The sequence below is a fragment of the Paenibacillus sp. J22FR21 genome (assembly GCF_056269135.1).
Map to the genome: position 1 here is coordinate 29606 of NZ_JBWDNJ010000012.1, position 26278 is coordinate 55883.

The window sequence follows — 26278 nt, forward strand, 5'->3', positions numbered from 1 at the left end:
AAGGCGAGGTCAGCCTTCAAGCTTCGGCAGAATAAACTCGATGTCGGAATGCGGGCGCGGAATAACGTGAACCGATACGAGCTCTCCGACTTTCTCGGCGGCGGCTGCACCTGCGTCCGTTGCCGCTTTTACAGCACCGACATCGCCTCTGACCAGAACCGTAACCAGTCCGCCTCCGACATGGACTTTCCCCACAAGTCTCACGTTTGCCGCCTTCACCATCGCATCTGCTGCTTCTATGGAGCCAATCAGTCCTTTCGTCTCGATCATACCCAGTGCCGTGAGTTCTCCTGCCATTGTTTATTCCTCCTTATTAATTGAACTTCATTAGAGCTTTAGCTCGGAAAGCACGCTCTTCACGATCGCTAATACTTCCTCTCTGGAAATCCCGACGGGTAGGCTGCCCGCAACCTGTTCGGCGAGCTGTGATCGATCAGTCGGTTCAGAGGATGGCATCTCGCGAATGCCGAAGGCGACCCGTTTCACATTCATCAAATGCTGCGGACCGATATTATCCGAGGTTATGTTATGCCCGAGCGATCCACAGCCCAGCGTCATCGATGGCTGAATGCCTGTCGTCGCACCAATGCCGCCGAAGGTCGTCCCCGCGTTTACGATGATACGCGAGGCGGGAAGTTCAAGTCCGAAGGCTTCAATAATGCGCTCATCCTCGCAGTGGATGCCCAGCGTATGTCCGAGTCCTCCCAGCTCAAGAAGCTGCGAGCATCGGCGGCTGCCTTCCTGCCAATCGTCAACGGTGTACAGCGCCAGGATCGGCGTCAGCTTCTCCACGGATAACGGGTACTGCAGACCGACGTTGGATTCTTCCGCAATCAGCAAGGTTGATTGCTGCGGAACTGAAATACCGGCCAGCTCTGCCAGTACTTGCGGCGATTTGCCGACGATCTTCGGATTCAAGCTTTTACCGCCGTTAGTTGTCATTATGATACTTGCTACTTTCTGCTTCTCTTGCTCGCTTAGCATGAACGCACCTTGTCGTTTCAGCTCATCGGCTAGCTGAGACTTCACCTGCCGCTCGACCACAATCGCTTGCTCGGAGGCGCAGATGGTGCCGTAATCGAACGTCTTGCTTTGCACAATCTGACTGGCTGCACGTTCGATGTTCGCGCTGTGGTGTACATAGACAGGAACATTGCCCGGACCAACACCATACGCAGGCTTGCCTGAACTATAAGCAGCTTTCACCATCGCCGATCCGCCTGTTGCGAGAATAAGGTCCGTCAGCTTATGCCTCATCAGCTCCATGCTCGCTTCGACCGACGGGTACGATAAGCAATGAATCAATCCGGGTGGAGCGCCTGCCTGCTCCGCCGCTTGCCGTATGAGCTTCGAGGTCTCTTGCGAGCATTCAAGCGCAGCTGGGTGTGGGGAAATGACGACGGCATTCCTTGCTTTGAGTGCGATGATGCTTTTGAAAATGACCGTTGAAGTCGGGTTGGTCGAGGGGACGATGGCAGCGACGACGCCGACAGGCTGCGCCACTTCCCATACTTTGCGCTCCTCATCCTTGCGGATGATGCCGACTGTCTTCATATCTCGGATGGCCTCGTAAACATTGCGCGCCACAAACAGGTTCTTCGCCTTCTTATCGGTGACATTCCCGAAGCCGGTTTCCTCTACGGCCAGCCTGCCAAGGTGCTCCGCATGCTCCTCGGCTGCGGCGGCCATCGCCTGCACGATACGATCTACTTGAAGCTGCGTCATAGACTCGTACTGTTTCTGCGCAGCCTTCGCTTCATGCAGACAATCGCGAACCTCCTGGACCGCTTGCAAATCCACGTCCAGCTTCATGCCGTAGGGTCACCTCCTCCCGCCATATCCGGTGGCATTAGCGATTCTATAAAATGGGCGATCGCAGCATCCGGCCTCGCGATTACATGAACGCCAAGCAGCTTGCCCACTGCCCGCGCTGCCTGTCCGCCTGCATCCACAGCTGCTTTCACCGCCGCGACATCGCCGAGAATGTAGAGCGTCACGATGCCGGCATCGATTTTCTCGTACGCCGTAACCCGCACATCTGCCGTCTTAGCCGCTGCATCCGCTGCTGCAATAAGTGCGGGCAGCCCATACGTCTCAATCATCCCCAGCGATTGCAATGACTGCTTCTTGTCCATGTTGGCTCACCCACGCTTTCTCACAGCTTAATCGGTTTCCCGGCAATCCCCGTTACCACCTCGGCGAAAGCTTCGGCTGCAGCCATACAGGCGGATTGACTGCCTGTCAATAAACCACCGGCGAAGTTTGTTTCTGTAGGGGGTCCATAAAAGGTGCACAGCCTCACTTCCGCAGCCTTCAATGCGGCATCCAAGCCGACGACCGCTTCAAGCGGCGGTGCAATTAAGTAAGCTAACGGCTCGCCTTCCGCTATATGGGCTAGGCCGGATAGATAAGAACCTGTTCGCGAGATCACATGCGCATAATAAGCATGCGTTCCTTCCTCATTCAAGGCATAGAAGCAAGCTCCGCTTCGCATCAGCTCTACGGCTGCTTCCAATCCGCTCGTCACTTCGGCAGGCGAGGCGCCGCCAATCATGCCGATAAATTCCCCCGACAATGGGCCTGAGGCGTGTGAGGAACCGGCATAGAAGGACTTGGCATACACCACTTCAACTGCCGCTTTCTTCGTTGCTTCGTCCATCGCGGTATAACCCACATCATCGATGGTCGATGTAAGGAGCCCGATGCTCCGTATGCCGGGTCTGAGGCCGAGTTGAACAGCCAGTCCGGCATCCACATTCGGAATGACCCTGACAGACAGCGGAATGGCACGGATCGGTTGCGGTGGCAATTGCGATTGTCGGATCACCTCATTCACCTCCTTGCTTGCCGAGAAGTCGCCGGCAGACAGAAAGAGCCTAGGATGAAAGTGTGCTCCGCGCACGCTTCCTGCCTAGGCTCCATTGCCTAACTGACTATGCTTTTGTTATCAAGATATGCCTCTGGCTGCAGCGCTATTCCTTAACCGAGCCCATGACCAGTCCTTTTACGAAGAATCGTTGCAAGAACGGATATACAATGAGAATCGGCAGGGCACCGATGAAGATCTGTGCCGCATTAATCGTCTTCTGAGACAACAAGTCCATCTCCTGCTTGGAGAAATTCATGGAGCTCATGTCCCGTGACACGATAACTGTCTGCAGGTAAGAAGCAAGAGGATATTCCCCTTTGTCGCTAATATACAGAATGCCGTCAAACCAAGAATTCCAATGCCACACCATAGCAAACAGTCCGAGCGTCGCCAAGGCCGGCAGCGAGACAGGCAGATAGATGCGAAACAGGATGCCAAAATGCCCCGAACCATCGATCAGCGCCGCTTCCTCCAGCTCCTTCGGCACACCGCGGAAGAAGTTCATCAGCAAGATAATAAGCCACACGTTGACGATTCCCGGCAGCACGAGCACCCAGAAATTGTCCATGAGGTGAAGCTTCTGAATAACGATGTAAAAGGGCACAAGCCCACCGTTGAAAATCATCGTGAACACGAACAGCCATGCATAAACCGAGCGTCCTTTAAACTGCAAGGTTTCCTTCGATAGCGGGTATGCCGCCAGACAAGCGACAGCGAGAATGCCGATCGTGCCGATGACGGTACGCTTAATCGAGACCCACAGCGAGTGAAGGAATACCGGGTTATCGATGGTTTTGGTATACGCGACCGTCGAGAAGTCGACCGGCCATAAGCCGACCAAGTTGCCGTCAGCCGCCGACTTCGCGCTGAACGAAATCGCGAACACATGAATGAGCGGGATAATGCAGGCGAGCGACAATAGAACCAGGAGACAGGTATTGATGATGTTGAATACGCGATAAGGCACCGTTTTGTGATACATCTCTCTGCCCCCTCCCTAGAACACCCGGTAATTGGCCCATTTGAAGGCTAACCGGTACGAAATAATAATCAGGATCATACTGATGACGGATTTGAACAGCCCCACTGCCGTTGCAAAACCGAACTGTCCATCGAGAATCGCGGTACGGAAAACGAAGGTATCGATAATATCGCCTTTATCCAGCACCAGCGGATTGTAGAGGTTGAAAATCTGATCGAAGCCCGCATTGAGTATATTGCCGAGCGACAACGTGCCCACCACAATCGCAATTGGAATCAGCGATGGAATCGTAATATGCAGCGTCTGCTTCCAACGGCTCGCACCGTCCATCTCGGCAGCTTCATAGAGCGACGGATTAATGCCGGCAAGTGCGGCTAGGAACACAATCGTGCCATAGCCGAATTCTTTCCACACCTCGGATACGATGACGGTGAAACGGAACCAATTGCCATCCCCGAGGAAGAAGATCGGCTTGATCCCGAACAGCTGTCCCAACACGCGATTGACGAACCCTCCGTCGGAGGAGAGGAATTCCACGAGGATGCCCCCGAGAATAACCCATGAGAGGAAATGCGGCAAATAGACCAACGTTTGCACCGAGCGGTTCAAGTGCCGCTGGCGGATTTCGTTGAGCAGAATCGCGAACGTAAACGGCGTGATCAAGTTGAAAATGATTTTGAGCAAGGCGATAAAAAAGGTATTCCAGATGACCTGCAAGCTATCCTCGCGCTCAAACAGCGATCGGAAATTATCAAGCCCGATCCAATCGGATCCGCTGATGTGCAGCCATGGCTTGTAATCCTGGAATGCCATCACAATGCCGCCCATCGGCAAGTAGTTGAACACAAGGAGAAACACAAGGGCCGGCAGAAGCATCACATGAAAGTACCATGTTCTCTTGAGATAACTAGTCATCATGTACCTCCTAATGCGTTTGTTAAGTTATTCGGACTGCAACCAAGCCACTGCGAGCTGTGAATTTCGGCGGCATTCACCAACAACTTTTAAAAAAAGAGCAGCCGGTTGCCCAGCTGCCCCGGTGTCGGGTTATTTGGTGCTCTTGTACCAGTCATTGACTTCTTGCGTCATTTTGTCGCCGCCAGAGGATTTCCAGTCTGCGACGAATTGGTCGAAGCTGTCCAAGCCCTTCTTGCCATAGATGATTTCGTTGAACGTTTGCAGCTCGATTTTCTTCAAGTAGTCCAGCTTGGATTGCATCGTTTGCGTTGCTGGTCCTGTGAACAAGTCTTTGAACGAGATATCAGGCTGCGACAACAGCACTTTCGCTGCAGCAGGCGTTTCCGGCCCGTAGTTGTTCTTCACTTCTTTCTCCAGCTTCGTCGATGCTTCGCTTCCGTCAGCCAGCTTCAAGAGTGCTTTCATCTGAGCATCCGGAATACGTGCGCCGTCCTTCACGAGCCAGTAGCGGTTGATGTTTACTTCGCCGCCGGGGATTTTGTCCAGGTAGAGCGGGTTGTTGTTAGCGTCTAGATCGTAGTCATAACCCTTGAATACGCCAAGATCCCAATCGCTGCCCGTTTGCGGATCGGCCAGGTGATCGAACAGGTAATTCTGATACGTGAAAATCGCTTCCGGATGCTCCATGTCCTTATTGATCAGCGTTACGCCGCTCGTAAAGTTAGTGCCATGACGCCCAGCTTTGCCGTCAGGTCCTGTAGGAAGTGCATACGGTTTCCAAACTGCGGAAGGTACGTTCTTCGCTGTATCCAGCAGCGGCCAGCCGCTCATCCAGTAAGGTCCCGGAATGATGCCCGCTGTTCCTGCAACCGCAGGCTCCGCGGTCTTATTCTCATCCCAGATTGCTGCCTCACTAGGAATATAGCCTTTATCGCGCCATTGCTTCAGCTTCTCCAGCGCTTGCTTGGAAGCCGGATTAACAGAACCCCACTCCAGACTGCCGTCAGCCGCTTGATTCCATTGTGCCGGGATCGTGCCGTAAGCGCCGAAGATCCAAGATGGATCCCCCATCCACGTGTTCATGGTCGACTTGAAGCCGATGGACAAAGGTACCACTTTATCCGGCTTCAGACCGTCCGGATTCTGATTCTTGAACGCATCCATGATTTTCTCCAAATCATCGAGCGTCTTCGGTGCTTGCAAATTCAGCTTATCCAGCCAGTCTTGGCGGATCCACAGCAGGTAATCGTGGTTGTATGCGTAATCAAGAACCGGAATACCCATCTTCTTGCCATCGCGGATATAAGGATTCCAGACGTTTGAGTCGAGGCTCATCGCGGTTTTCCACTTCTCATTCGCATACTGGTCGAACAGCTCGCCCACATCGCGGAACGCGCCGGTTTCGATCAGATCTTGCGCCAGCTGAGAGTCGCCGACCGTCACCACATCCGGCAGATCCTGACCGGAAGACATCGAAAGCCTAAGCTTCGTTGCAAAAGCATTATTCGTATCGGTTACGGACCAGAGCGAATCGATTTTGATGCCTAGCGTATCTAGCGCCCATTTGGTAGAAACGTTATTCTCGATGGATTCACCGTTCTTGAATTTCAGTGCAGGGTCAACGCCCCATACGGTAGAGATGGTAACGGCCGGGTCGTATTTGTCTTTATAAGCGCTCTCCGGTTTCGCTTCTTCCGTCGTGTTCGCTGCTGTGTTGTTCTTCGCATTGCTCTGCTCCGTGGAAGCCGCGTTCTTGTTCTCGTTAGCGCTGCCGCCATTCTCGTTATTGCCGGAGCATGCTGCCAGACCGGAAGCAATCAGCATAAGCGCGGATGCTGCGAAAATCCCCTTTTTCCATGTGGTTGTCATGTTCTTCCCCCTACGCGTTTATGTCTTACAAGATTAATTATAGGGAAGTATAGGTGCTGAACCTATGATACTTAGCGAAGATTTCTGCACCTTTGCCAACCTTTCTGCACGCTTAGTCCCGGTACTCATTCGGTGTCATGCCATAATGCTTCTTGAACATTTTGCTAAAATATTGCGGATTCTGGTAGCCCAGCTCCGAGGTAATCTCGTAGATTTTCTTATTGGAATGCTTAAGCAGGTAGAGTGCCTTCTCCATCCGGATACGAATGATGAAATCGCCAAGACTCTCTCCTGTCTCGCTCTTGTAAATCTTCGAGAGATAGACCGGATGCAGATACACTTTATCGGCAATTGTTTTGACCGAAATATCAAGTCCAATGTCCTGCGTGACGAGCTCCTGTACCTGTTTAATCATATGGCTCTTCGTATAGCGATCCGATTCGGACATCTCTTGCTTCAGCTTCTCCAGCGAGAGCAGTGCCCATTTGCGCAACCGCTCCGGTGACTGCAGCACGCTCTGGTTCAGCATGAGATCGAACTCCAAGCCTTCAATCTGGTGGCTCAACAGCCCTTGCTTATGAACGAGGTAGAGATAAGCATTCGTGATGCATAGATACACTTCGTACAGATGCTCCATCGTAATGAATGTTTTCTCCGCTTCCAAATAGCCGAACACTTCGCCAATCTTCTCTTCAGCCGCCTTCCACTGCTTCGACTCTAGCAAATGAATGAGCGTTGGCGGCTTATACAGTGCCTCGATCGATTTCACCGAATACCGATTCTCGGGGTAATCCTCCTGAAACAGAATCGACGCTTCGTTCGTTCTTCCATGCTGGAGCAAGGCACCAAGCGCACTGCGATAAGCGGCTGAGAGCTTGCTCGGAAATTCGAACCACGGGCTGACGACAATGGAGATGTCGCCTTTGAGATGGGTGCGCACCTGCATGCCGACTTCACCTGCGAGCTTCTCCATTTCTGCCCGCAGCGGCCTGATTTCACCGGAGATCAGGAGAACGAGACAATCATGCGGCGCTTTGCTGTGCCATACGTTGAACGATGAGCCCAGCACTTCTTCGGCGATATTACCGACCGCGAACTCAATGAGCCGCACCGACTGCGGGTCATAATCGGCAAAATGGCTCCCCAGCTGAATCAGCATCAGGAAAGAAGGAGCATCCAAACTTATCGGAAGTGCATACTGACGCAGCTTATCTCCAATGGTCTGGCTCGATAACTGCCTGCCAAGCAGCAGATCATTCATGAGATTTTCTTTGAGCACGGAATGGTCCGACTTCATATCGTAGAGCAGCCGGTGGTAGCGGTCCGCTTCCTCCCACTCATCCTTGAGGGATTCAATCGCACCCAGTATGCTCCGTATAAACTCATCATCATCGACAGGCTTCAGAATATAATCGGACACCTGCAGCTGAATCGCCTTCTTGGCATATTCAAAATCGGAGTAGCCTGTGAGTAGAATTCTCCTCATATCAGGCCACCGCTCGCTTACCAAGCGAACAAGCGCAAGACCGTCCATCTCCGGCATCCGAATATCCGTCACGAGGATATCGATCGACTGACTCTCCATGATCGTAATGGCTTCCATGGCAGAAGCAGCCGTATAGACAGTACGGACGTTCAGCGCTTCCCAAGGAATGGTCTTCATCAAGCTTTCCGTCACATAGGACTCATCGTCCACGAGCAAAATTTCAATCATGCTCTCCAATCTCCTTTCCGTCACTGTGCTGTTTGGGCCAATGCAGCGTTACGATGAGGCCGCCTTGCTCTCCGCCCGCAATGGTCATCCCCGCTCCTTCTCCGTACCGCAGCAGCAGTCGCTGGTTGACGTTCCATAATCCGCAGCCTGTCTCTTCTCCCATTGGCTCTGCAAGCTTATTCATGAGCGATCGGATTCCCGCTTCATCAAGCCCTTTGCCGTTGTCCTCTACGCGGATTTGGATTTCTCCGTCCTCCTCCTTCGCGGTGAGCCGGATAATGCCTTCACCTGCTCGACCTTCGATGCCGTGCAGGACAGCATTCTCCACAAGCGGCTGAATGAGTAGCGGCGGAATGTCCAGATGTCGCAGCCAGGAGGGGAGCTCCACCTCAAAATGCAGCCGGTTCATGCGAAGCCGCTGGATTTCCAGATAGCTCGTTACAAAATCCAGCTCCTCCGCCAGCTTCACCACACCTCGCTCCTGTCTCGTCGTATAGCGGTAGTAGGCAGATAGATTTTGAGACATGGCCACGATTGCTTTGTAGTTCTCTAACTTAGCCATGCTCGATATAAACGAGAAGCAGTTATAGAAGAAATGGGGATTAATTTGCGATTGCAGCTGCTTGAGCCGCGCTTCCCGCACATGGATTTTCTCTAAATAAACGGTGCCGAACAGCTCCTGAATTTGCGCTACCATGGAATTGAATCGCATGAACACGTAGCTGAATTCGCCGTTTCCTTTGGGCACGAGTCGAACGGAATAGTCCTCTTGCTTGAGCCGTTGGAAGCTCTGAATGAGCCGCTTCATCGGTACTTGAACCTGCGCGTACAAGAGATAAGCCATCACGCAGCCCATAATGAGCAATGAAACCAGCGTGGCATAGAACAGATTGTTCGTCTTCTGAATCGGGCCTATGACGTCGCTATAAGGGATATAGTCGACCAGGTACCACTGCGTCACCGGCGACTGCTTCGTATTGACCAAATACTTGATGCCTTTCAGCTCAATCGTCTGATTGCTGATATCCATCAGATGCTGCTGCTCCAGCTTGCCTACCAGCTCCTGCGCGACGCTCCGGTCAGCCGTGTTGTTAAAAATCGTCCCTACGTCCTGCTTGTAGAAGAACGGATTGCGCCTGCCGTCGCTGTTGAATTCATCCAGCATGCCGACGATATTGCTGCTGTTGAAGCGTACCTCGATAATGAGATCGGCATCCTCAGCTCGATTCATCGCATAATACGGCGTGACGGTTAGCAGCGAGAATTCATAGCTATTCGTGGCATCCGGCGAATCCTTCCTCACATGCCAGCCTTGCCGCAGCCGCTGTTTGAGTGCCACATCGTCATAGCTGCGAACATCATTAACGGTGATGACGCGGCCAAGTCGAGGCGAGTATATGTAAAGCGAGCATTTCCAGTTAATAGAGCTCTCCTGCGTGCTTATCTTCTGTTGAATTCGTTTCACTAAATTAATCATATCGAGGTCAAGAGAACCTTCCCCGATCGGAGCCATGTCCCTCAGCTCAGAAATATCAGGATCGCGCACGAGCAAATTCGGCCATAACGTGACAGAGTCCATATTCGCGTCCACCTGCGATTGGAAGAAGTCGAGCTTGCTCGTATTCGACTTATTAAGCTCATTTCGCAGCACATCCGTGCTTGTCTGATTGGAGAGGAAATAAAGTCCCCCAATCAACACGATTAGAACTGCCAGTGTGATGACGATTTTGCTGAATAAATTCATTCTTGGCATCGCGCGTCCCATCCTTGCCTTAGGTGTAATGACATGCTTCAACATTATAATGGAGCCGCGGCGTGGTTGTCTCCAAGCTTGCGAATAAACGGGGAAGAGGATTCCCCTTCAGACCCGTTGCCGGCCTGAGGGAATCCTCTTGTTGGGCTAAGTTACCTCGCCTAGCGTAGCGTTGCCTAGCTTAGTTCAGCAGCCTAGTAACCTAGTTCAAGAAACCTTCCAATGCAATTGTCGGCTTCATATCCGCCTGCCAAGCACCAAGATTATAGCCTCCGTTGTAACCGGGGGTCGCCTCAGGCTCCCAGTAGAAGACACCTAAGCCTTTGCCGCCCGAGATGCCGCGAATCTTGGTTTTGATATCGGTAATGAAGCTCTTCGCTATTGAAGGCGAGCTGTATGCCATGCCGATTTCACAAATCATGACCGACTTGCCGTACCGGGAAATCATATTGTTCGCGTTACTCAGCGTTTGTGTATTCTTGGTGCTCCAGTCCGAGGTGGACGGATACAGCGACATCCCGATAATATCGAAGGTCGCGCCTTTACCGATCAAACCTCCGATGTTCCATACGAAGAGCGAGTTGTCGTATCCGTTAGACACATGTACGATCGTCTTCGTGGTACTGCTCACCGATTTGACGGCATTGTTCCCCGTCGTAATCAGCGTTGCGTAATTCTGCATATTCGTGGATGCTTTGCCATCGTTCCAGAGCATGCCGTCATTGGTTTCATTTCCGATCTGTACCCAGTCCGGCGTGACGCCTTTATTCTTCATCGTGTTCATCACATCTACGGTGTACGAGTACAAGGTGCTGGTCAGCTGCGAGAAGCTTAAGCTGCTCCATGCGGCCGGCTTCGTTTGCTTGCTGGGGTCGGCCCATGAATCGCTGTAGTGAAGCGTAAGCATGATGCTCATGCCGGCATTCTTGGCCCGCAGCGCCAAATCAGCTGCACGGTCCTTGTTCATGTATCCGTTGCCGTAATCGCTGGATGGATTGACGAATACGCGGATTCGGACGGAATTAATCTGATAATCGGTTTTGAGTATATCAATGATATCCCGCTGCACCCCATTCTTGTCCTTCCACTTCTTCCCTTGCGCCTCCATACCCGGCACCCAGCTGATATCAGCTCCTTTGGCAAATGCCGGAGCGGCGGCTTCGGCCACCTTCGGTTTCACCGCCGCTTGCAGCGATACCAGCGACAAACAAAGTGCCAAGACAAGCAGTATACCAATGCCTTTCTTCAACATCCCATATCCCCCTTAAGCGATGCGTGTAGAGCATTGCTGCTCCCACATTTATTGTAAGCGCTTAATCATCATGGCTTATAGGATGTTATTTAAAGATTACCAATGTTTTCATAAACAGCTGCGTGCTACTGTTCGAGTATTAAGTTCCAGATCACTTGGGCAGCTTCAGCTCTTGTTGTTGCACCTTGCGGTGCAAATTTGCCAGCCGCTTGCCATTGCACAAGTCCGAGTGCGGAAGCTTGGTTGATGGCTGTTGCAGCCCATGCCGAGATTTCACTCTGATCAGCGAATGGTCCAGGCGATTCCACTGCAGTCGGTTTACCGTTTCCGTGTACGATCCTATAAGCTCGCATCGTTAACACAGCCATTTCTTCCCGTATAATCGGGCTGTTCGGGTCAAATGTCTCAGCGCTTCTACCGGTAATGATTCCAGCTTGAGCTGCCTTTGCCACATAAGGGGCGAACCATGCTTCGGCCGGTACGTCGGTGAATGACGTCGTTGCGCCGGAAGTGGCAGCATTCGTGAGCTGGAGCTTCAATGCTTTCACAAGTAAAGCTGCAAATTCTGCGCGAGTAATCGTGCGGCTAGGCTCGAAGCGATCTTCGCCTGTTCCGCTCACGGCTTGTTTGGCTGCCAGCTGGCGAATGTTCTTGTAAGCCCAATGCTGTGGCGACACATCCGAGAAGTATTGCTCTACTTGCAGCAGCGCGTACTTGCTGAAATGGTGGATGTCCGCCGTGATGCTATCCGTTGCTGCTTCTCGAGTGCCCCCGATATATTCCATTTTGCCGTCATCCGTAAGGTAGAAGATACCGGCAATTTCTGGATCGGTGATGCCTGTAGACGAGAAGCGAATGGTGAGTGGTTCTTTGAACTGCGACAGGTTTGTTTCCTTGCCATCCTTCGAACGGATCGACAGCTTAAATTCATAGACCTGACCGATGATTGTGATAGCTGCATCGTTCTGTTTCTCTAATAGAGCTGTTTGGGTGCTGGCTGCATCCTTATCCAAAGGAGCAAGTGTCAACGTAATCGTGCTGTCTGCCAAGCTGCCGCCGAGAGCCGCCAACTGCTGGAACACCGATGACGGAATGCTCAGCGTAAACTTCTCTGTATTCAGAGTAAGCGGGTGAGTTCCCAGCAGCTCCGCCGTTTGGGCCGGAAGGGTTACGGCCGTCTTGCCTGTCGGAAGAGCGACTTCTACCTTACCATCTGCGTTGGCGGACAAGCTGCTCGCCATAATGGCGAATGGTGCTGAATCGTTTGTTGAAGTTACCGGCCCTGTTACGGGGCTTGATTCTTGAGCGGTTTGTACCGTTGTTGACGGACCTGTGGACGTCCAAATCTCACCATCCAAGCTTGCTTCCACCTTGAAGCTATACGCTGTATTCGCGCTTAGACCCGTAACGGTGTATTCCGTTGCGTTTCCGGCGGTTACCGTGGTCAAGAGTTTCCCGTCCTTGTAAATCTTGTAGCTGTCGATTTGATCCCCATCCGCTGCACCGGTCCAAGCCAGCTTCACGCTGCTCGTACCAACATTCGAAGCGGTTACTGCCTTCGCCTCTGTCCACTCGGCAACAGGCGTTTCCCTATAAAGCTCGAAGGAGTCGATCCAACCCCAAGTTTCGGCAGGCGCATCCACCGTTAGTCCAATCGTGACTTGACCATTCGTCACTTGAATACTGCCGAGCTCTGCATCGTTCCAGTTCTGCCAGCCCGTATTGACGATGTTGCCGCTTTGCACCGCTTCTGCACCGAAGTCTTGGGCAAACAGATGGATTGCATTGTCCCCGCCGCCGCCGGATATCTTTGCTTTAAGCAGATAGGTGCCATTCGTTAAGCCGGTGACGGTCTGCGACATCGTGAAGGTAAATGCTGCGTTTGCATAATAATTGACCGCTTTCGTGCCTGCATAAGCATTCGCTGCATCCATCTTCACTTTTGCTGCTTCAGTTGCATCTGTAACCGTCCAGCTCGCAAAGGCTGTGCTATCCTCGAAGCTGCCGTTAAGCAAGAGATTACGATTGGTCGTTACAGTAACCGGAACCTTCACTGCTAGCTCTGTACCTGTAATCTGTCCATCGACCTCGAAAGTACCGATTCGGCTCAGATCATCCTGTTCGATTGTGGACCACTCTACAGGCGCGGGCTCAATGCTGCCATCGTTGTAGAGCACATCCGCTGTTGCTGGCAGCAGCGTCGATACCGTTTCTGCCGATTCATTAACCGGGACGCTGATCCCCTCGGGGTTCTTTGCTGTCAGCGCGGCCTTCGTATCGAGATCGCCCGGCTCGAACTGAAATGCATCTAGCGATGGAAGGACATTGCCGTGAAAATCAAACAGGGCCTGATTGTCCCACGATGCGCCTTCGCCGCTTTTCCAGCCTGCCTGGAAGTGACCTTCATTGTCCTTCGGAACCGGAATCCAAGCCGGTTCCCAATAGAAAACACCTGCTCCTTTGCCGCCCGGCACATGCGCTACCGTGTTCATGACGGTGGTGAGCACTTGCTTCTGCCCCTCTACCGTTGCAGGGAAACCCGCTTCATCCGCTTCCTTTTGCGTGAAATTGTTCGGGTAGCCATCGCCGTCCTCAACTGTAAATCCGTAGGAGGTCTCGGCAACGATCACTTGCTTGCCGTATCTGTCCGCCATATCGTTCAGGTTATCCTTCAGCGTCTGGAACGGACCATGCCAGAAAGGATAAAAGGACATGCCGATGACGTCATAATCTACATCTGCCGTCTCCATCGCGTCGAAGAAGCTGCGGAACACCCAGTTGTTGCCGCCCTCAGCCAGATGAAGCATGATCTTAACCTTATGCTCCGCAGGAGTTGTGTCGCGTACGGCTTGAATGCCCTGCTTCAGCAAAGCGGTTAGTTTGCTATAGTCCGAAGTGGAGCCGTCCGGAAGCAGCATGCCCGGATTGATTTCGTTGCCGATCTGCACCATATCCGGGTAGGCATCCGCAGCCTTCAACCCGTTCATGACGTCTGCCGTGTAATCATAGACGGCTTGTTTCAGTTCGTCGAAGCTCAGATCCGCCCATGCCTCCGGTTTCACTTGCTTGCCCGGATCTGCCCAGAAATCCGAGTAATGGAAGTCGAGCAGCAGCTTCATGCCCTTGGCCTTCACCCGCTGTGCCATCTCTATAATATGGGCTTTGTCGTTATAGCCGTCTGCCTCTACCGGATTGTTCCAGATGCGCAGCCGAACGTAGTTCACGCCATGATCCTTCAGAATATCCAGCAAATCGCGCTCGATACCACCCTCGTAATACTTGCCGCCGGCATCTTCAATGGCTTGAAGGCTTGAAATATCCGCACCTTTGATAAACGGCTCATCGGATGGGACCGTCGGTTCCTCTGGCTCCTCCACCTTCACCAATTCCACATCGTCAAAAAAGCCCCATTTTCCCGCCAAACTATTCACCTCGAAACCAATTTTCGCTTGTCCGTTAGTGACTTGGATCTCCTCGACCGTGTAAGGCGTAATCGTACCCCAGCCGCTGTTAATGATATCCGTTGTCAGCTTCTCACTGCCGCCGAAGTTATCCGCGTACAGCTTGAAATTGTTGTTTCCCGCATCTCCGGAAGACCACGCCTTCAGCGTGTAGGTACCATTCGTAAGTCCGGTCACCGTTTGGCTCAGCTTGAACGTGTATGCACTGCCGTTCCAATAGCTCGCCGCGGCTGCTCCAGTGTGCACATCGCTTCCCGAGATGGAAAGCGTCGAGGCCGGCCCCGGCTCCGACCCCTCGAGTGATGTATAATCCCAGCCATTCAATCCATCCTCAAACCCGGGATTGGTCAGCAAGTTCGAGGCAGTTGCCCATGCCTTCCCCGGTACAGCAATAGCCGAAATGACCATAGAAAGAAGCATAATGACGGCGGTCAAGCCCGAGATCCTTTGTCTCCACCGGTTCAAACGAAATTGATGATATGAACGATTCAATCCAATTACCTCCCCTGATGAATGTCCTACATCTTCAATTATAGGGAAGGGCTGCGGCGGAACGTATGGCACGAAACGAACATATCTACAGTTTTGACAAGCAGTTCTGTGGTGGGCGGAGAGGGAGGGTGGAGGGCATACTTGCTTGTCTCTCGCATTCTGTAATCCCACAAAAAGTAAATATGATCACCTCATACTACGCATCTCGCACTCCGGATCTCGCACCCCACATCTCACACTCCGCATCTTGCATCCTGTGAAATTCTAACGAATCGTAGGAGCCTTATTGGGCAGAATTTCGGGGCTTTGAGAATCTAACGAATCGTAGAAACCTTATTTCGAAGTTATGAGCTCCCAAACACCCAGAAATCGCCAAATAGGACCTCTACGATTCGTTAGAATTATTTCGGGGTCATTATCCAGCAAATAAGCCCTGTACGATTCGTTAGAAGTTTTCTGAGCGGGTTCGGCTGTGAGAGTTGACTTTTTGAACTCTCACTCCCCCACGCACGGCCAGATTGGTTAGTTTGAACTCGGAGTGTTCGATTTCGGCATCCTCGACTTCCGTTCGACCTTCCCATACTTCCAGAAAACAAAAAAAAGGCCAAGCATCTCAATGCTCAGCCACAGTTTATATAGGAATCTCGGTTATCATTCTAGTCAATCTCTCCCTATTGAATAGCACGAATCCCCGGCCAATGCCGCCAAATATCGATCATCGGCGCTCTCCAATCCTGCTTGTGCTCGATATGAGAGACTCGGAAGAAAATCGCATATCTCGTGTTAGGAGTGGCGTTCGCAGCTACGGTATGCGCGAGCTGATAGTGAACGAGGAACACATCACCGGGTTCTCCTATTGTCTGAACCGGTTCCGGCAGCTCGACTGGAGGCATGCCATTAAACAAAGCATCCGGTGTATGCTCGCGGAAATACTGCTCATAAGTCGTATGCGTGCCCGGCCAGACTGTAAAGTTCCCGGCAAACGATTCGCGAACCGGACTAAGCAGCACACCGACTAGCATCGAGAAATTGCCGATCGTCCCTTCCTTGACCCCATTGGTCGGCGTATACATTCCGTCCAGGTGAGGCGCGTGAATGGTAGGCGGATCCTGCAGCGTAGGAAAACGCAGGGCGATCTGACCGCCAGTAATCGGGTGGGACATCCCTTCACCGAGCAGCTCATCTACGTAAGATTTTATCGGCGTGTCGTTAAACAAACCGGTAATCGGCGGCTTGTCAGAGAGCTCCGGGCAGTAGGATTGCGCGCGAAATGTGGGCATCAGCTCCGGCGGCATCCCTTGCCCAACGGAATGATTAATATGCTTTACTGCGTGGTCAATCATGACTTTAGGAATGGCGCCTTTGATATGAATATAACCGTTGGTGAGCATGGACTTTTTCTGTTCGTACGTGAGCTTCATAACGATAGTTCCTCCTTATCGCGATTCGTTTCACGAGGTCGAGAGTTCCCTTCCAGATTTATACATGTCGCCCTCGATACCCATCATAAAGGACTAGCGGAGTTCTGCCAATAGTATCGGCTTTATTTATGATAATCACAGTCCAACGAATGGTCATCCACCATGCCGCAGGCTTGCATATACGCATAGCAGATCGTCGAACCGACGAACTTAAAGCCGCGTTTCTTGAGATCCTTGCTCATGGCATCGGATTGCGGAGTGGTTGCCGGTACCTCACTTCTAGTGCTCCAATGATTCCGGATTGGCGCGCCGCCGATAAACTGCCAGATGTAAGCATCAAAGCTGCCGAATTCCGCTTGAACCTTTAAGTAACATTTTGCATTCGTGATGGCCGATTGGATCTTGAGCCGATTCCGAATAATACCGTCATCTGCCATTAACTCAGTAACCTTGGCCTCGTCGTATGCAGCCACTATATGGGGATCAAATCCATCGAACGCTCTCCGATAGCCCTCGCGTTTCTTCAGCACGGTATACCAGCTTAATCCGGCCTGTGCCCCTTCCAGTACCAGCATCTCGAACAATTTCCGATCCTCATGCTCAGGGACTCCCCACTCATGATCGTGGTAGTCGATATATATAGGGTCCTCATTGACCCAGGCACAACGTGCTGTCATATGTTCTAGCTTCCTCTCGTAGTCGGTTCATTTAAATTTGTCGTTCGTTTGTATGCCAAAATCATAATCAGCCGTATTCCTCTCCGCCCATACAGCCGACAGTCGGTATCTATAATACCCCGGCTCCATAGGTAGGTCAAAACGGAATTGATTTGGCTTACCTATCCATACTTGTTGGCCATCGTCTGTGTACAAAGTTAATGTAAACTCATCTGGATTAATCGGAAACTTAACAGAGATCACATCTCCGCGAATAGCCTTGATTGCTTTATCTTTGATCATCTTGTTGTATGTACCCGGCTCCGGAGGATCTGCACAAACCCCGTCTGTTCGCGAACCAAACCAACAATAATGAGCTGCTATATAATCAATACTAACCCCTTTTACGGTAATCGTCGGCCTTACAGGTTCGTCAGGTAATTGTGAGCCGGATGAACACCCCGTCAGTATCAAAGCTAGCAATAAAGCATACACAAGCAAGAACAGCCTTCGCCTCATTCCTCTTCCTCCACACTACGCAAGTCGTCTTCATATCCTGAGACGCAGATTAGGCCAAAAGGTTACAGAAAAACCCGCCAAAATATGGCGGGTTGGCTTCTACCGCTATGATTAAGCATGCCTCGCTTAAGCGCCTTGAATTACACTGCGAATGAAGGCTACTTCTTCCGCATTCAACGGGTTGCCGGCACCTTGTGCGTTGGACTCTACTTGCTTCGCATTCTTAAAGCCCGGGATGACGCAAGTGTTCGGAGATTGAGCAAGCGCAAACTGAATCGCTACCCGCACCAAATCTTGAACCTCCATGCCGAACCGTTCTTTGATCGGTTGAAGACGCTCACGGATCTCCAGCAGGCGCTCCTTGGTATAGGAGGAGTTGGACGCCCGAATATCGCCTTCGCCGAATTGCGGCGGGTTCTCCGGATCGAATTTATCGAGAAGCAGTCCCTGTGCCAGTGGCCCGAACAAGACCATCCCGATATTTTGCTCATCTGCCCATTGGAACAGATTTGTATCCGGTTTATCGAATTGATTACCGAAAGCATTATAGTGGAATTGCAGCACGTCCGGACGCGTAACCGGGCAGACGCGCATGAAGTCGCTGTAGCCGTAACCGGATTGCCCGATTACGCGCACTTTGCCTTCCTTTTGCAATTGACGCATCGTATCTGCAGCTTCTTCCAGATAAAGGTCATTCGGTCCGAAATTCGTATTATGGAAGAAATGAAGATCGAGATAATCCGTACCTAAATTCATAAGCGACTGCTCCAGCTGATGACGAATGTGGATAGGCTGCATCGCATTTGGCGCTGTTCCGCGGAACCAGCCTACTTTGGTCGCAATGACGACTTGATCACGCGGGACTTCTTTTAGAAAACGTCCGAGAACGCGCTCCGAGTGGCCGTCTCCATAGACATCTGCGGTATCAAAATGATTGATCCCCAGCTCGAAAGCACGGTTCAAGCCGGCAATGGACTCGTTATCATCATTACCTGACCAACCTACTGCCTCACCGTCACGCCACGAAGGTCCGCCGATTGCCCAGCAACCTAAGCTTACTTCGCTAACCCGTAAACCGGAACGACCAAGAACACGATATTCCACTATATCTACTCCATTCATCAATAGGATCGGTTTGAACCTCATATGAAACTATATACAAGTTGCAGACCGCTTGGAAGTACGCACATTATTTTCAGCTACTTCCCTTAAAGTAACTACACGCGAAACGATGAATTGAACTCATATCTGCTAGATTGCTAGATATTTTTCCAAGTAAATGCACACAAAAAGTTTCCACCCAACAAAGCCCCGTTCGTATTCGAACGGGGCTTTACTGCGACAATTCCGTATGGATTTCCTGCTTCTGGATAAAATATGCAAATTAGCCATCTAATCCGATCTGCATCGTTCAGTAATAGAGGGGGAAGTTCGACCGTGAAAATATCACCCACAGGAAATGCGCAAGCAGACTTGTATCGCGATATTCAGGAAAACGAACAGCTGTTTAAACGCATCTTTCTGAACTGCTCGGACGTCTCGTTTCGAGAAATTGCAGCTGATGGCAAGGTGCGACTGCTCTTGATTTATGCGTCTGGCATGGTTAATACGGAAGAACTCAATATGAATATATTAAAGCCGCTCTTCTACGACGGGCTGCCGCAAGGGCTGGATTCCGTTATCAGCATCTCCGAAATGCTCGAACAATCGCGGTTCTCTTTATTGCACGTCATGACGATTTCGAATGCCAGCCAAATCGCGGAATGCGTCTTGCGGGGACATGTGGCGATCCTGGTAGAAGGCGAAGCGTCGGCTATTGTAGCTGACGTGTCCAATTTCGAATCTCGCACAATCGGCGAACCCTCCGAGGAGGCGACTCTTCGCGGCTCCAGAGAAAGCTTCACGGAGCTGTTGACCACCAATACCACGATGTTGCGCCGCATTTTCGCCACGCCTGACTTGAAAATGGAGCAGTTGACGCTTGGAAAGTATACGAAAACTGAAGTCGTCATCACCTATATCGAAGGCGTCGTTGACACTTCCGTTCTGAATGAAGTCCGCAAAAGGGTCGAGCGCATCCGCATTGACGGCATTCTGGAATCGGGCTATATCGAAGAATCCATTGAGGATACACACTTCTCGCCTTTCCCGCAAATATTGAGCAGCGAACGACCCGATGTCGTTGCCGCCGGGCTGCTCGAAGGCAAAGTGGCGATCTTGTCGAACGGAACGCCGATCGCGCTTGTAGTGCCCATGACTTTCTGGGCTGGCTTACAGGCACCGGACGATTATTTCGAGCGTTTCCTGTTCGTCACACTAAACCGATGGATTCGCTATATGTTTGTCCTTGTCTCCGTTTTCCTGCCATCCATCTATATCGCACTGACCGATTTCAATCCGGAGATGGTTCCTGCCAAACTCATGCTTAGCATCGCCGCCTTGCGGGAGAAAGCGCCTTTTCCGACAGTGATCGAGGTCTTCATGATGGAATTCGTATTCGAAGCGCTGCGAGAGGCCGGAATCCGACTCCCTCGGCAGATCGGTCCTCTCGTCAGCATCGTCGGCGCTTTGGTTATTGGAGAAGCAGCCGTTCGGGCAGGCATTATATCTGCGCCGATTGTCATTATCGTACCTGCTGCCGGCATCTCATCGTTCGTCATTCCAAGATACAGCTTCAGCTTTCCCATGCGGCTCCTCCGCTTCCCGATGCTGATACTTGCGGGCTTGTTCGGGCTGTTCGGAATCGCGATTGGGATTATCGCCATTCTCATTCATTTGATTCATTTACAGCCGTTCGGTACGCCATATCTGGCGCCGGTTGCGCCTCTCAACAAGGGAAGGCTAAAGGACGTGTTGCTGCGTTGGCCGCAAAAGCTGACCCGAAAAGCAGAACCCGCTTCCGAGGCGGACCACCCATGATCAAGGCAGCCCAAATTGGTTTCGTAATGCTCTTCATGGCGCTAATCACGACCGGTTGTTGGAATCTCGAGGAGCCCGATCAACGGGCCTTCGTTATGGGCACGGGGATGGACATGAACAAGGATGGCAAATACATGCTCAGCACACTAATTGCGATACCATCGGGTATAGGCGTACAAGAGGGAAACAGCACTCGGAAAAGCTTCCGGGTATTGAGCGCTATGGGCAAAAACAACACGGATGCGGCGCAGAAGCTGCAGGCTCAATTATCGCGAACCTTGTTTATAGGCCATCGTGAAATCGTTCTTATCGGCGAGAAGCTGGCCAAGCATGGTATAGCTGATTTAGTCGACGAATTTTTCCGCAACCCCCAGTCAGAAGCCAGATCCAAAATATTCGTCGTAAAAGGTACGCAAGCGAAGGATGTCTTCGAAATCAACTCTATGTTCGATCCCTATATCACGTCAACGCTCTATGACGAGCAAGCCACGCTAGGGCTCAGAAACTTCTATTTCGCTGCCTTTATGTACGATGCCTTGGGTCAAGGCACTCAGCCTCTGCTGCCGGCGCTCACGATGAATCGGAGGAAGCACTATGTATATTCCGGATTCGCGATTTTGGACAAGGACAACGATCTCAAACTGGCGGGATATTTAAATCCAGAGGAATCCTTCTATACCAATTGGGTCAGAAGGAGAATCAACAATTACTTCATGACCTTCACGGTGTCCGGATACGAAGGAACCTTCAGTTTAAAGCTAAGATCCCTGAATCGGCGGATTCACACGAGCGTGCAAGGAAATCGCGTAAAAGTCGATATTCTATTGTCTGGAGCCGGCGTTCTCGTTGAAAATAATACGAATTTGGATCCGTCCATGGAAAGCCATCTCATGCTGATACAGAAGTCCATAAATGCACAAACCCAAAAGAAGGTTGAGCAGATCGTCGACAAAGCGCAAAAGCAAATCAAACTCGATTTCTTCGGGTTTGGCGAAATCGTTCATCATCAGCATCCCGCACAGTGGAAATCGCTGCGACCGAAATGGAACGAGATATTTCCGAGGATCGAGGTGTCGGTGCGCGTTAATCTAAAATGCAAGGATCTGGGTGAAACCAATTCTTCAATATACCGCTAATGTCAGGAGGGATGCACGTGAGAGAGATGAAATTGTCAGGCGTGCAGATCATGTGGATCTTCGCGACGGTCGAAGTCGTGCTATTCATCTGGGGAATGATTACGCCGACGATCAATCTAAACAAACAGGATGCATGGATAGCCATGCTAACCGGCGGCATTGTGGCGATGGGATTAACTGCGATCGTCGTCCGATTGTGCATGCTGCATCCCCGGCAAACACTGGTCGAGTTTAGTCAGGCCATTCTCGGGAAATGGCTGGGAAGGGCAATCGTACTACCTTATTTCGCCGTGTGGTTTGGGCTGAATGCGGCCGCGCTTCGCTTGTTTGGCGATTTTATCCATCTCATCATGCTCGACAAAACGCCGGTTTGGCTGATTATGCTGCTCATGACCGTATTAATGACCTACATCACGTACTCCGTTGGCATTATGGGCATCGGAAGATTTTGCGAAATCGCCGGACCTATTATGGTGCTTACATTGATTGTGGGCTTTAGTCTGAATATCGTCGATATTAAGTGGCATTATATCCTGCCGATCATCACTGATTTCGGAGTGCTCCCCCTTATGAAACATTCGATTCAAACGGCTTCTTTTCTGGGTGAATCCTTGATCTTCTTCAGCATCCTTCCTTTTCTGGAGCACCCGCGACAAGCCTATTCGAAGTCGCTGATTGCCGTTGGCATGACTGCTATACTGGCTTGCCTTGCAACGACTTTGGTCCTGCTCGTCTTCGGGCCGGATGTATCCGCTAGGATGCGATTTCCGTACTTTATGCTCGTACGCTCCATCAATCTTCTCGATTTCATACAAAACATGGATATCTTCGTCATCTTCATCTGGGTCTTCGGTCTGTTCGCCCGGATCTCGTTATATTTGTTCATCACAAGCTATGAGGCGGCTCGCTGGTTCCGTGTGAAGAATTGGCGGACATTCATTTGGTTCGGAGCTCCGGCGATGTTTATTATGGCGCTGTTAATCCCGAACGAGGCGATCTTGAAGTCCGTGAATCTGTATTGGCAAACAATTGCATTCCCAATTTGTTCGATAGGGATCCCTCTTCTGCTTCTGCTCGTTTCGGCGTTCCGTAAGAAAACGGTGCAGAACTGAAGCGCGAAACATCAGCGGGCGAATGGTGACACTAATGCGCTGCCATTTCTTTTCTTGGAACCAGAATAACGCTCCTACGGTTTCTGAGGCGAATCGCTTCTCCAGCTCGGAAATATAGTTCCGGAAAGCGCCGAACAGATTGTTCGCGATGAGGTACGCAATCAATAAGAATAAGAGAATAACGCCGATGACAATCAACGATGTCGTGAGCAAGACGTTCTTCGTTTTATCTGTAATGTGCTGATAAGGCGTAATCCGGATATATTTCCAGTCAAGTACGTCGGAGGTCGCGTATGAAATCAACACTTATCGACTTCATTCCTCTGTCGATGTTACTGTTAACGGATCCGGCGCCGCCGATTTTGCAGGCAACCGCAAGATCGGAAGAATAATGAAGATGCCAATAACAAAAAGACACCCGGAAATTAAAAAGGCGACAGACAGCGATGTCAGTTCTTTAATAAGACCCGCCAAGCTCATCATGACGACCATAGCGCTGCAAAATATAAAATTCAAAATCCCGGTTACCCGCCCCACGAATGCTTGTTCCGTGTTTTGCATGATCATGGTATTCGTACTGATATGATTGCAGGGCAAAATGAGTCCGAGCAAAAACTTCATAAGAAACGAAAGCCAAATCCATTCGGAAAAACCCAAAACAACAAGAGTAACGGCAGCCCCCGCATTGCCTATGAGAAACAGCATTTGCGGCGAAACCTTATTCGCGATGCCTATCGTAACGCCACTGCCAATCAACAGCGCTGCTCCCTCAACTAGTAAGAACCATTGCAGGTGCGTCTCTTTAAGCCCTAGTTGTTCCGTGATCAGAAAGATCCAAAGCGGTTCGATGATCCCGATCGCGAGTCCTCCAGCAATATAGGTTCCGCCGAGCGTAGCCAGGATTTTTGTAGAGAGCACGTACTTAAAGCCTTGTTTGATATCGGTCCTTACGGAGGTTTGCGTTTCTTTCACGACGCTTTGATCCGGTGGCAAATTTAACAGAACCAATGCCGACATAATGAAAACAGCGCCTGTAACGGCCAGCGAGACATGGATTCCGAAGCTTACATAAACAAACGTACCGATCATCGGGCCCAGGATCATAAACATGTAGAACAGCGTTTCGTACATCGCCATCCCCGCCTGCATCAGTGCTTCAGGCACGTGCAGCTTGAATAGCTTCATACCGGAAGGCTGTGAAAACTGGGAGAAAATCGACGACACAAGCGTTGCGAAGAAGATCCCTTTCCAGTTGCCGAACATAATGGTCAGCAAAACGGCAAAAATCGAAAGCGCGCTTAGAAAATCGCACCACACCATCGTACGCTTTGGGCGCCATCTGTCGGCAAACATGCCGCCTAGATACGAAAGCAGGATAATCGGTACATATTCAGCAACCGAAATTAGCGAAATCGCGAAAGCATCCTTGGTTTGATCGTATACGTAAAGCAATATAGAGAAATTCCGAACCCAAATGCCGAGCTGCAGGAACATTCCGGATAACAGGATCACCTGTACGTACCGATTGCTTAGAAGCTGTTTCGGATTTGAGTCGGAACTCATGTTATCACCCTTCCATCGTTGGACAAAAAATAAAAGCCTGATTTCTCAAGCTTTCACTTCATGAATCCTGTTGTCAGCCTCCAACCTTACGGGGATGAAATCCACGATATCCCGATTGCCCGCAACCATACAATTCACACCTTTCCCTAAATAGGGATCCCTTCAATGATAGAAACCGGTGTCGGTGTAGCTATAATCCGCGAAAGCTTGAATCCGGACTGCTTAAACAGTTCTTGGAACTCTAGTTCCGTCCGTTCTATACCATGAACTTGAACGAGCATCTCCAAATCCAAGAATTTGGCCGGATGTGGTGCGTCACCTGGTAGAATAACAGCATCCAATATGATCAGTTTTCCATTTTCATGCATCTGCTGACGGCAATGGCGAAGAATCGTGGCAGCCTCGTTGTCGCTCCAATCGTGAATGATATGATTCAGAAAATACGCATCTCCGCCTGGAGGTATGGATTCGAAGAAGTTCCCGCCCACGCAATCGCAGCGTTGTTCAAGACCGGCAGACCGAATATTTTCTCTCGTTGCTTCAATTACAGCCGGAAGGTCAAGAACCGTACCTTGCATATGAGGATACTGCTCAAGGATCGCTCTCATCATTCCGCCATGCCCGCCGCCTACATCGACCAACCGATTAATCTCGGAAAAGTCATAAAACTCCAATGCAGGAAATACGATTTGCGAATGCTCCGACATCGCATTATGAAAAACTTCTGCTGCTTCCGGATGATCATCCAGGTATTCGAAGAAACCTTGGCCATAAAAGTCTGTAAAAGCGGAATTTCCAGTCTGCACAGAATATAGAAGGCTATTCCATGCATTCCTGTACCAGCCTTCCCCACTCATTATGGCTTGTGCCCGTACGGAACCGAATGTATCCGATTGCAGGAAAGTACCGAGTGGACGAATGGCAAATGTTTTATTTTCCAGTTCAGCGAATATGCCAATGCTGGTAAGCATCCGCATCAGTCGATACAGTGACGGAGCGTGCGTGTTTGTTATTATGGCAAGCTGCTCGTGGCTTTTAGGACCATCTTTCAGTATGTCCGGGATGGCTAACTTTGCTATAACCCCTATGGATTGCTCTAATCCGCCAAAAATCATTTGCAGCAGCGGTACAGGGGATATCACTTGCTCGACTTGTTCATTTTCCACTCGATCACGTCTCCGCTCCGTCTCATTAGTATTACTGTAGACTTAAACCATTTCGCGCTCAGAGCCAGCGGCTTCTCGCAAAGCACGTGCTTTCCTGCCTTGGCGGCGCGGATCGTCTATTCTTTGTGCAAGTGATTCGGAAGCGGTATGTATACCGCATCGATTCGGTGAAATGGCAATTACGCTCCCTGTTGATGAAGCTTGAATGGCCGGTACTACGATCTGAGTAAAGAAAGCGGCACTAATGACGCCCCAAAGCAGTTTCTGCTCCAAATGAATACTCCTCTCCCAAACAATTTATATTATTGTAAAATATAAGAAAAAATTCCCTCTGCAGTGTATTTGATGCCACTATTCAGCTCGTTAGATGAGAAAACGGCAGCCAATGTCGGCTGCCGTTCTTCGTATTACTTATTCATATATAGCAGAACATCACCAATGTAATCGTCTACTGGTTGTGCGGTGTCCACTTGCAT

20 protein-coding genes and 1 pseudogene are annotated in these 26278 nt (G+C 50.8%); 3 read left to right on the forward strand and 18 right to left on the reverse strand.

Going from position 1 to position 26278, the window contains the following annotated elements; all coding sequences use genetic code 11:
* Positions 1-9 precede the first annotated feature (9 nt).
* From AC0YNS_RS28860 to AC0YNS_RS28930, 15 genes are all read right to left on the reverse strand, one after another.
* Positions 10-297: a BMC domain-containing protein gene (locus AC0YNS_RS28860; RefSeq protein ID WP_090981122.1), complete on the reverse strand. Its 288-nt coding sequence runs from the start codon at positions 295-297 to the stop codon at positions 10-12.
* A gap of 30 nt (positions 298-327) precedes the next feature.
* Positions 328-1812 carry an acetaldehyde dehydrogenase (acetylating) gene (locus AC0YNS_RS28865; protein ID WP_475784374.1) on the reverse strand — a complete coding sequence of 495 codons (1485 nt, stop codon included), beginning with the start codon at positions 1810-1812 and terminating at the stop codon, positions 328-330.
* Positions 1809-2135, reverse strand: a complete 327-nt coding sequence (locus AC0YNS_RS28870) for a BMC domain-containing protein (RefSeq protein WP_475784375.1) — start codon at positions 2133-2135, stop codon at positions 1809-1811. Before AC0YNS_RS28870 ends, AC0YNS_RS28865 begins: the two co-directional genes overlap by 4 nt.
* Before the next feature lie 20 nt (positions 2136-2155).
* The gene (gene eutL / locus AC0YNS_RS28875; RefSeq protein WP_475784376.1) at positions 2156-2827 is read right to left on the reverse strand and encodes an ethanolamine utilization microcompartment protein EutL; all 672 of its coding nucleotides are present in this window, start codon (positions 2825-2827) and stop codon (positions 2156-2158) included.
* A gap of 145 nt (positions 2828-2972) precedes the next feature.
* Positions 2973-3851, reverse strand: coding sequence for a carbohydrate ABC transporter permease (locus AC0YNS_RS28880; RefSeq protein WP_475784377.1), 879 nt, complete (start codon positions 3849-3851; stop codon positions 2973-2975).
* Between the two features lie 15 nt (positions 3852-3866).
* Positions 3867-4766, reverse strand: coding sequence for an ABC transporter permease (locus AC0YNS_RS28885; RefSeq protein WP_475784495.1), 900 nt, complete (start codon positions 4764-4766; stop codon positions 3867-3869).
* Between the two features lie 132 nt (positions 4767-4898).
* Positions 4899-6638 carry a type 2 periplasmic-binding domain-containing protein gene (locus tag AC0YNS_RS28890; RefSeq protein WP_475784378.1) on the reverse strand — a complete coding sequence of 580 codons (1740 nt, stop codon included), beginning with the start codon at positions 6636-6638 and terminating at the stop codon, positions 4899-4901.
* Between the two features lie 112 nt (positions 6639-6750).
* Entirely contained in the window at positions 6751-8352 is a 1602-nt protein-coding gene (locus tag AC0YNS_RS28895; protein ID WP_475784379.1) for a response regulator, read from the reverse strand.
* On the reverse strand, positions 8345-10105 hold the full coding sequence (locus AC0YNS_RS28900; RefSeq protein ID WP_475784380.1) for a sensor histidine kinase: 1761 nt from the start codon (positions 10103-10105) through the stop codon (positions 8345-8347). The genes AC0YNS_RS28895 and AC0YNS_RS28900 overlap by 8 nt, the downstream gene beginning before the upstream one ends.
* 202 nt (positions 10106-10307) lie before the next feature.
* The gene (locus AC0YNS_RS28905; protein ID WP_475784381.1) at positions 10308-11357 is read right to left on the reverse strand and encodes a glycoside hydrolase family 53 protein; all 1050 of its coding nucleotides are present in this window, start codon (positions 11355-11357) and stop codon (positions 10308-10310) included.
* Positions 11358-11482: 125 nt separating this feature from the next.
* Positions 11483-15310: a glycosyl hydrolase 53 family protein gene (locus tag AC0YNS_RS28910; protein ID WP_475784382.1), complete on the reverse strand. Its 3828-nt coding sequence runs from the start codon at positions 15308-15310 to the stop codon at positions 11483-11485.
* 671 nt (positions 15311-15981) lie between these two features.
* On the reverse strand, positions 15982-16731 hold the full coding sequence (locus AC0YNS_RS28915; RefSeq protein WP_475784383.1) for a phytanoyl-CoA dioxygenase family protein: 750 nt from the start codon (positions 16729-16731) through the stop codon (positions 15982-15984).
* A gap of 122 nt (positions 16732-16853) precedes the next feature.
* The gene (locus tag AC0YNS_RS28920; protein WP_475784384.1) at positions 16854-17408 is read right to left on the reverse strand and encodes a DNA-3-methyladenine glycosylase I; all 555 of its coding nucleotides are present in this window, start codon (positions 17406-17408) and stop codon (positions 16854-16856) included.
* 27 nt (positions 17409-17435) lie between these two features.
* The gene (locus AC0YNS_RS28925; RefSeq protein ID WP_475784385.1) at positions 17436-17906 is read right to left on the reverse strand and encodes a hypothetical protein; all 471 of its coding nucleotides are present in this window, start codon (positions 17904-17906) and stop codon (positions 17436-17438) included.
* A gap of 126 nt (positions 17907-18032) precedes the next feature.
* Positions 18033-19010 carry an aldo/keto reductase gene (locus AC0YNS_RS28930; protein ID WP_475784386.1) on the reverse strand — a complete coding sequence of 326 codons (978 nt, stop codon included), beginning with the start codon at positions 19008-19010 and terminating at the stop codon, positions 18033-18035.
* A gap of 333 nt (positions 19011-19343) precedes the next feature.
* On the opposite strand from AC0YNS_RS28930, the gene AC0YNS_RS28935 reads away from it, so the two are divergent.
* The 3 genes from AC0YNS_RS28935 to AC0YNS_RS28945 are packed head-to-tail and all read left to right on the forward strand — an operon-like array spanning position 19344 to position 23073.
* Positions 19344-20825 carry a spore germination protein gene (locus AC0YNS_RS28935; protein WP_475784387.1) on the forward strand — a complete coding sequence of 494 codons (1482 nt, stop codon included), beginning with the start codon at positions 19344-19346 and terminating at the stop codon, positions 20823-20825.
* Positions 20822-21961 (forward strand): Ger(x)C family spore germination protein, encoded by a 1140-nt coding sequence (locus tag AC0YNS_RS28940; RefSeq protein ID WP_475784388.1) that lies wholly within the window; start codon positions 20822-20824, stop codon positions 21959-21961. Before AC0YNS_RS28935 ends, AC0YNS_RS28940 begins: the two co-directional genes overlap by 4 nt.
* A 26-nt stretch (positions 21962-21987) precedes the next feature.
* On the forward strand, positions 21988-23073 hold the full coding sequence (locus tag AC0YNS_RS28945) for a GerAB/ArcD/ProY family transporter (RefSeq protein ID WP_475784496.1): 1086 nt from the start codon (positions 21988-21990) through the stop codon (positions 23071-23073).
* Positions 23074-23388: 315 nt separating this feature from the next.
* Here the strand turns inward: AC0YNS_RS28945 and AC0YNS_RS28950 are convergent, their stop codons facing one another.
* From AC0YNS_RS28950 to AC0YNS_RS28960, 3 genes and pseudogenes are all read right to left on the reverse strand, one after another.
* On the reverse strand, positions 23389-24636 hold the full coding sequence (locus tag AC0YNS_RS28950) for an MFS transporter (protein WP_475784389.1): 1248 nt from the start codon (positions 24634-24636) through the stop codon (positions 23389-23391).
* 146 nt (positions 24637-24782) lie between these two features.
* Positions 24783-25802, reverse strand: a complete 1020-nt coding sequence (locus tag AC0YNS_RS28955) for a methyltransferase (protein WP_475784390.1) — start codon at positions 25800-25802, stop codon at positions 24783-24785.
* A gap of 50 nt (positions 25803-25852) precedes the next feature.
* Positions 25853-26024: pseudogene (locus tag AC0YNS_RS28960) on the reverse strand (Gfo/Idh/MocA family oxidoreductase); the annotation flags it as partial.
* Between the last annotated feature and the right edge of the window lie 254 nt (positions 26025-26278).

Coding starts and splice junctions, on each gene's coding strand:
- AC0YNS_RS28860 (WP_090981122.1), bottom strand. CDS start 297: ATGGCAGGAGAACTCACGGCACTGGGTATGATCGAGACGAAAGGACTG.
- AC0YNS_RS28865 (WP_475784374.1), bottom strand. CDS start 1,812: ATGAAGCTGGACGTGGATTTGCAAGCGGTCCAGGAGGTTCGCGATTGT.
- AC0YNS_RS28870 (WP_475784375.1), bottom strand. CDS start 2,135: ATGGACAAGAAGCAGTCATTGCAATCGCTGGGGATGATTGAGACGTAT.
- AC0YNS_RS28880 (WP_475784377.1), bottom strand. CDS start 3,851: ATGTATCACAAAACGGTGCCTTATCGCGTATTCAACATCATCAATACC.
- AC0YNS_RS28885 (WP_475784495.1), bottom strand. CDS start 4,766: ATGACTAGTTATCTCAAGAGAACATGGTACTTTCATGTGATGCTTCTG.
- AC0YNS_RS28890 (WP_475784378.1), bottom strand. CDS start 6,638: ATGACAACCACATGGAAAAAGGGGATTTTCGCAGCATCCGCGCTTATG.
- AC0YNS_RS28895 (WP_475784379.1), bottom strand. CDS start 8,352: ATGATTGAAATTTTGCTCGTGGACGATGAGTCCTATGTGACGGAAAGC.
- AC0YNS_RS28900 (WP_475784380.1), bottom strand. CDS start 10,105: ATGCCAAGAATGAATTTATTCAGCAAAATCGTCATCACACTGGCAGTT.
- AC0YNS_RS28905 (WP_475784381.1), bottom strand. CDS start 11,357: ATGTTGAAGAAAGGCATTGGTATACTGCTTGTCTTGGCACTTTGTTTG.
- AC0YNS_RS28915 (WP_475784383.1), bottom strand. CDS start 16,731: ATGAAGCTCACGTACGAACAGAAAAAGTCCATGCTCACCAACGGTTAT.
- AC0YNS_RS28920 (WP_475784384.1), bottom strand. CDS start 17,408: ATGACAGCACGTTGTGCCTGGGTCAATGAGGACCCTATATATATCGAC.
- AC0YNS_RS28925 (WP_475784385.1), bottom strand. CDS start 17,906: ATGAGGCGAAGGCTGTTCTTGCTTGTGTATGCTTTATTGCTAGCTTTG.
- AC0YNS_RS28940 (WP_475784388.1), top strand. CDS start 20,822: ATGATCAAGGCAGCCCAAATTGGTTTCGTAATGCTCTTCATGGCGCTA.
- AC0YNS_RS28945 (WP_475784496.1), top strand. CDS start 21,988: ATGAAATTGTCAGGCGTGCAGATCATGTGGATCTTCGCGACGGTCGAA.
- AC0YNS_RS28950 (WP_475784389.1), bottom strand. CDS start 24,636: ATGAGTTCCGACTCAAATCCGAAACAGCTTCTAAGCAATCGGTACGTA.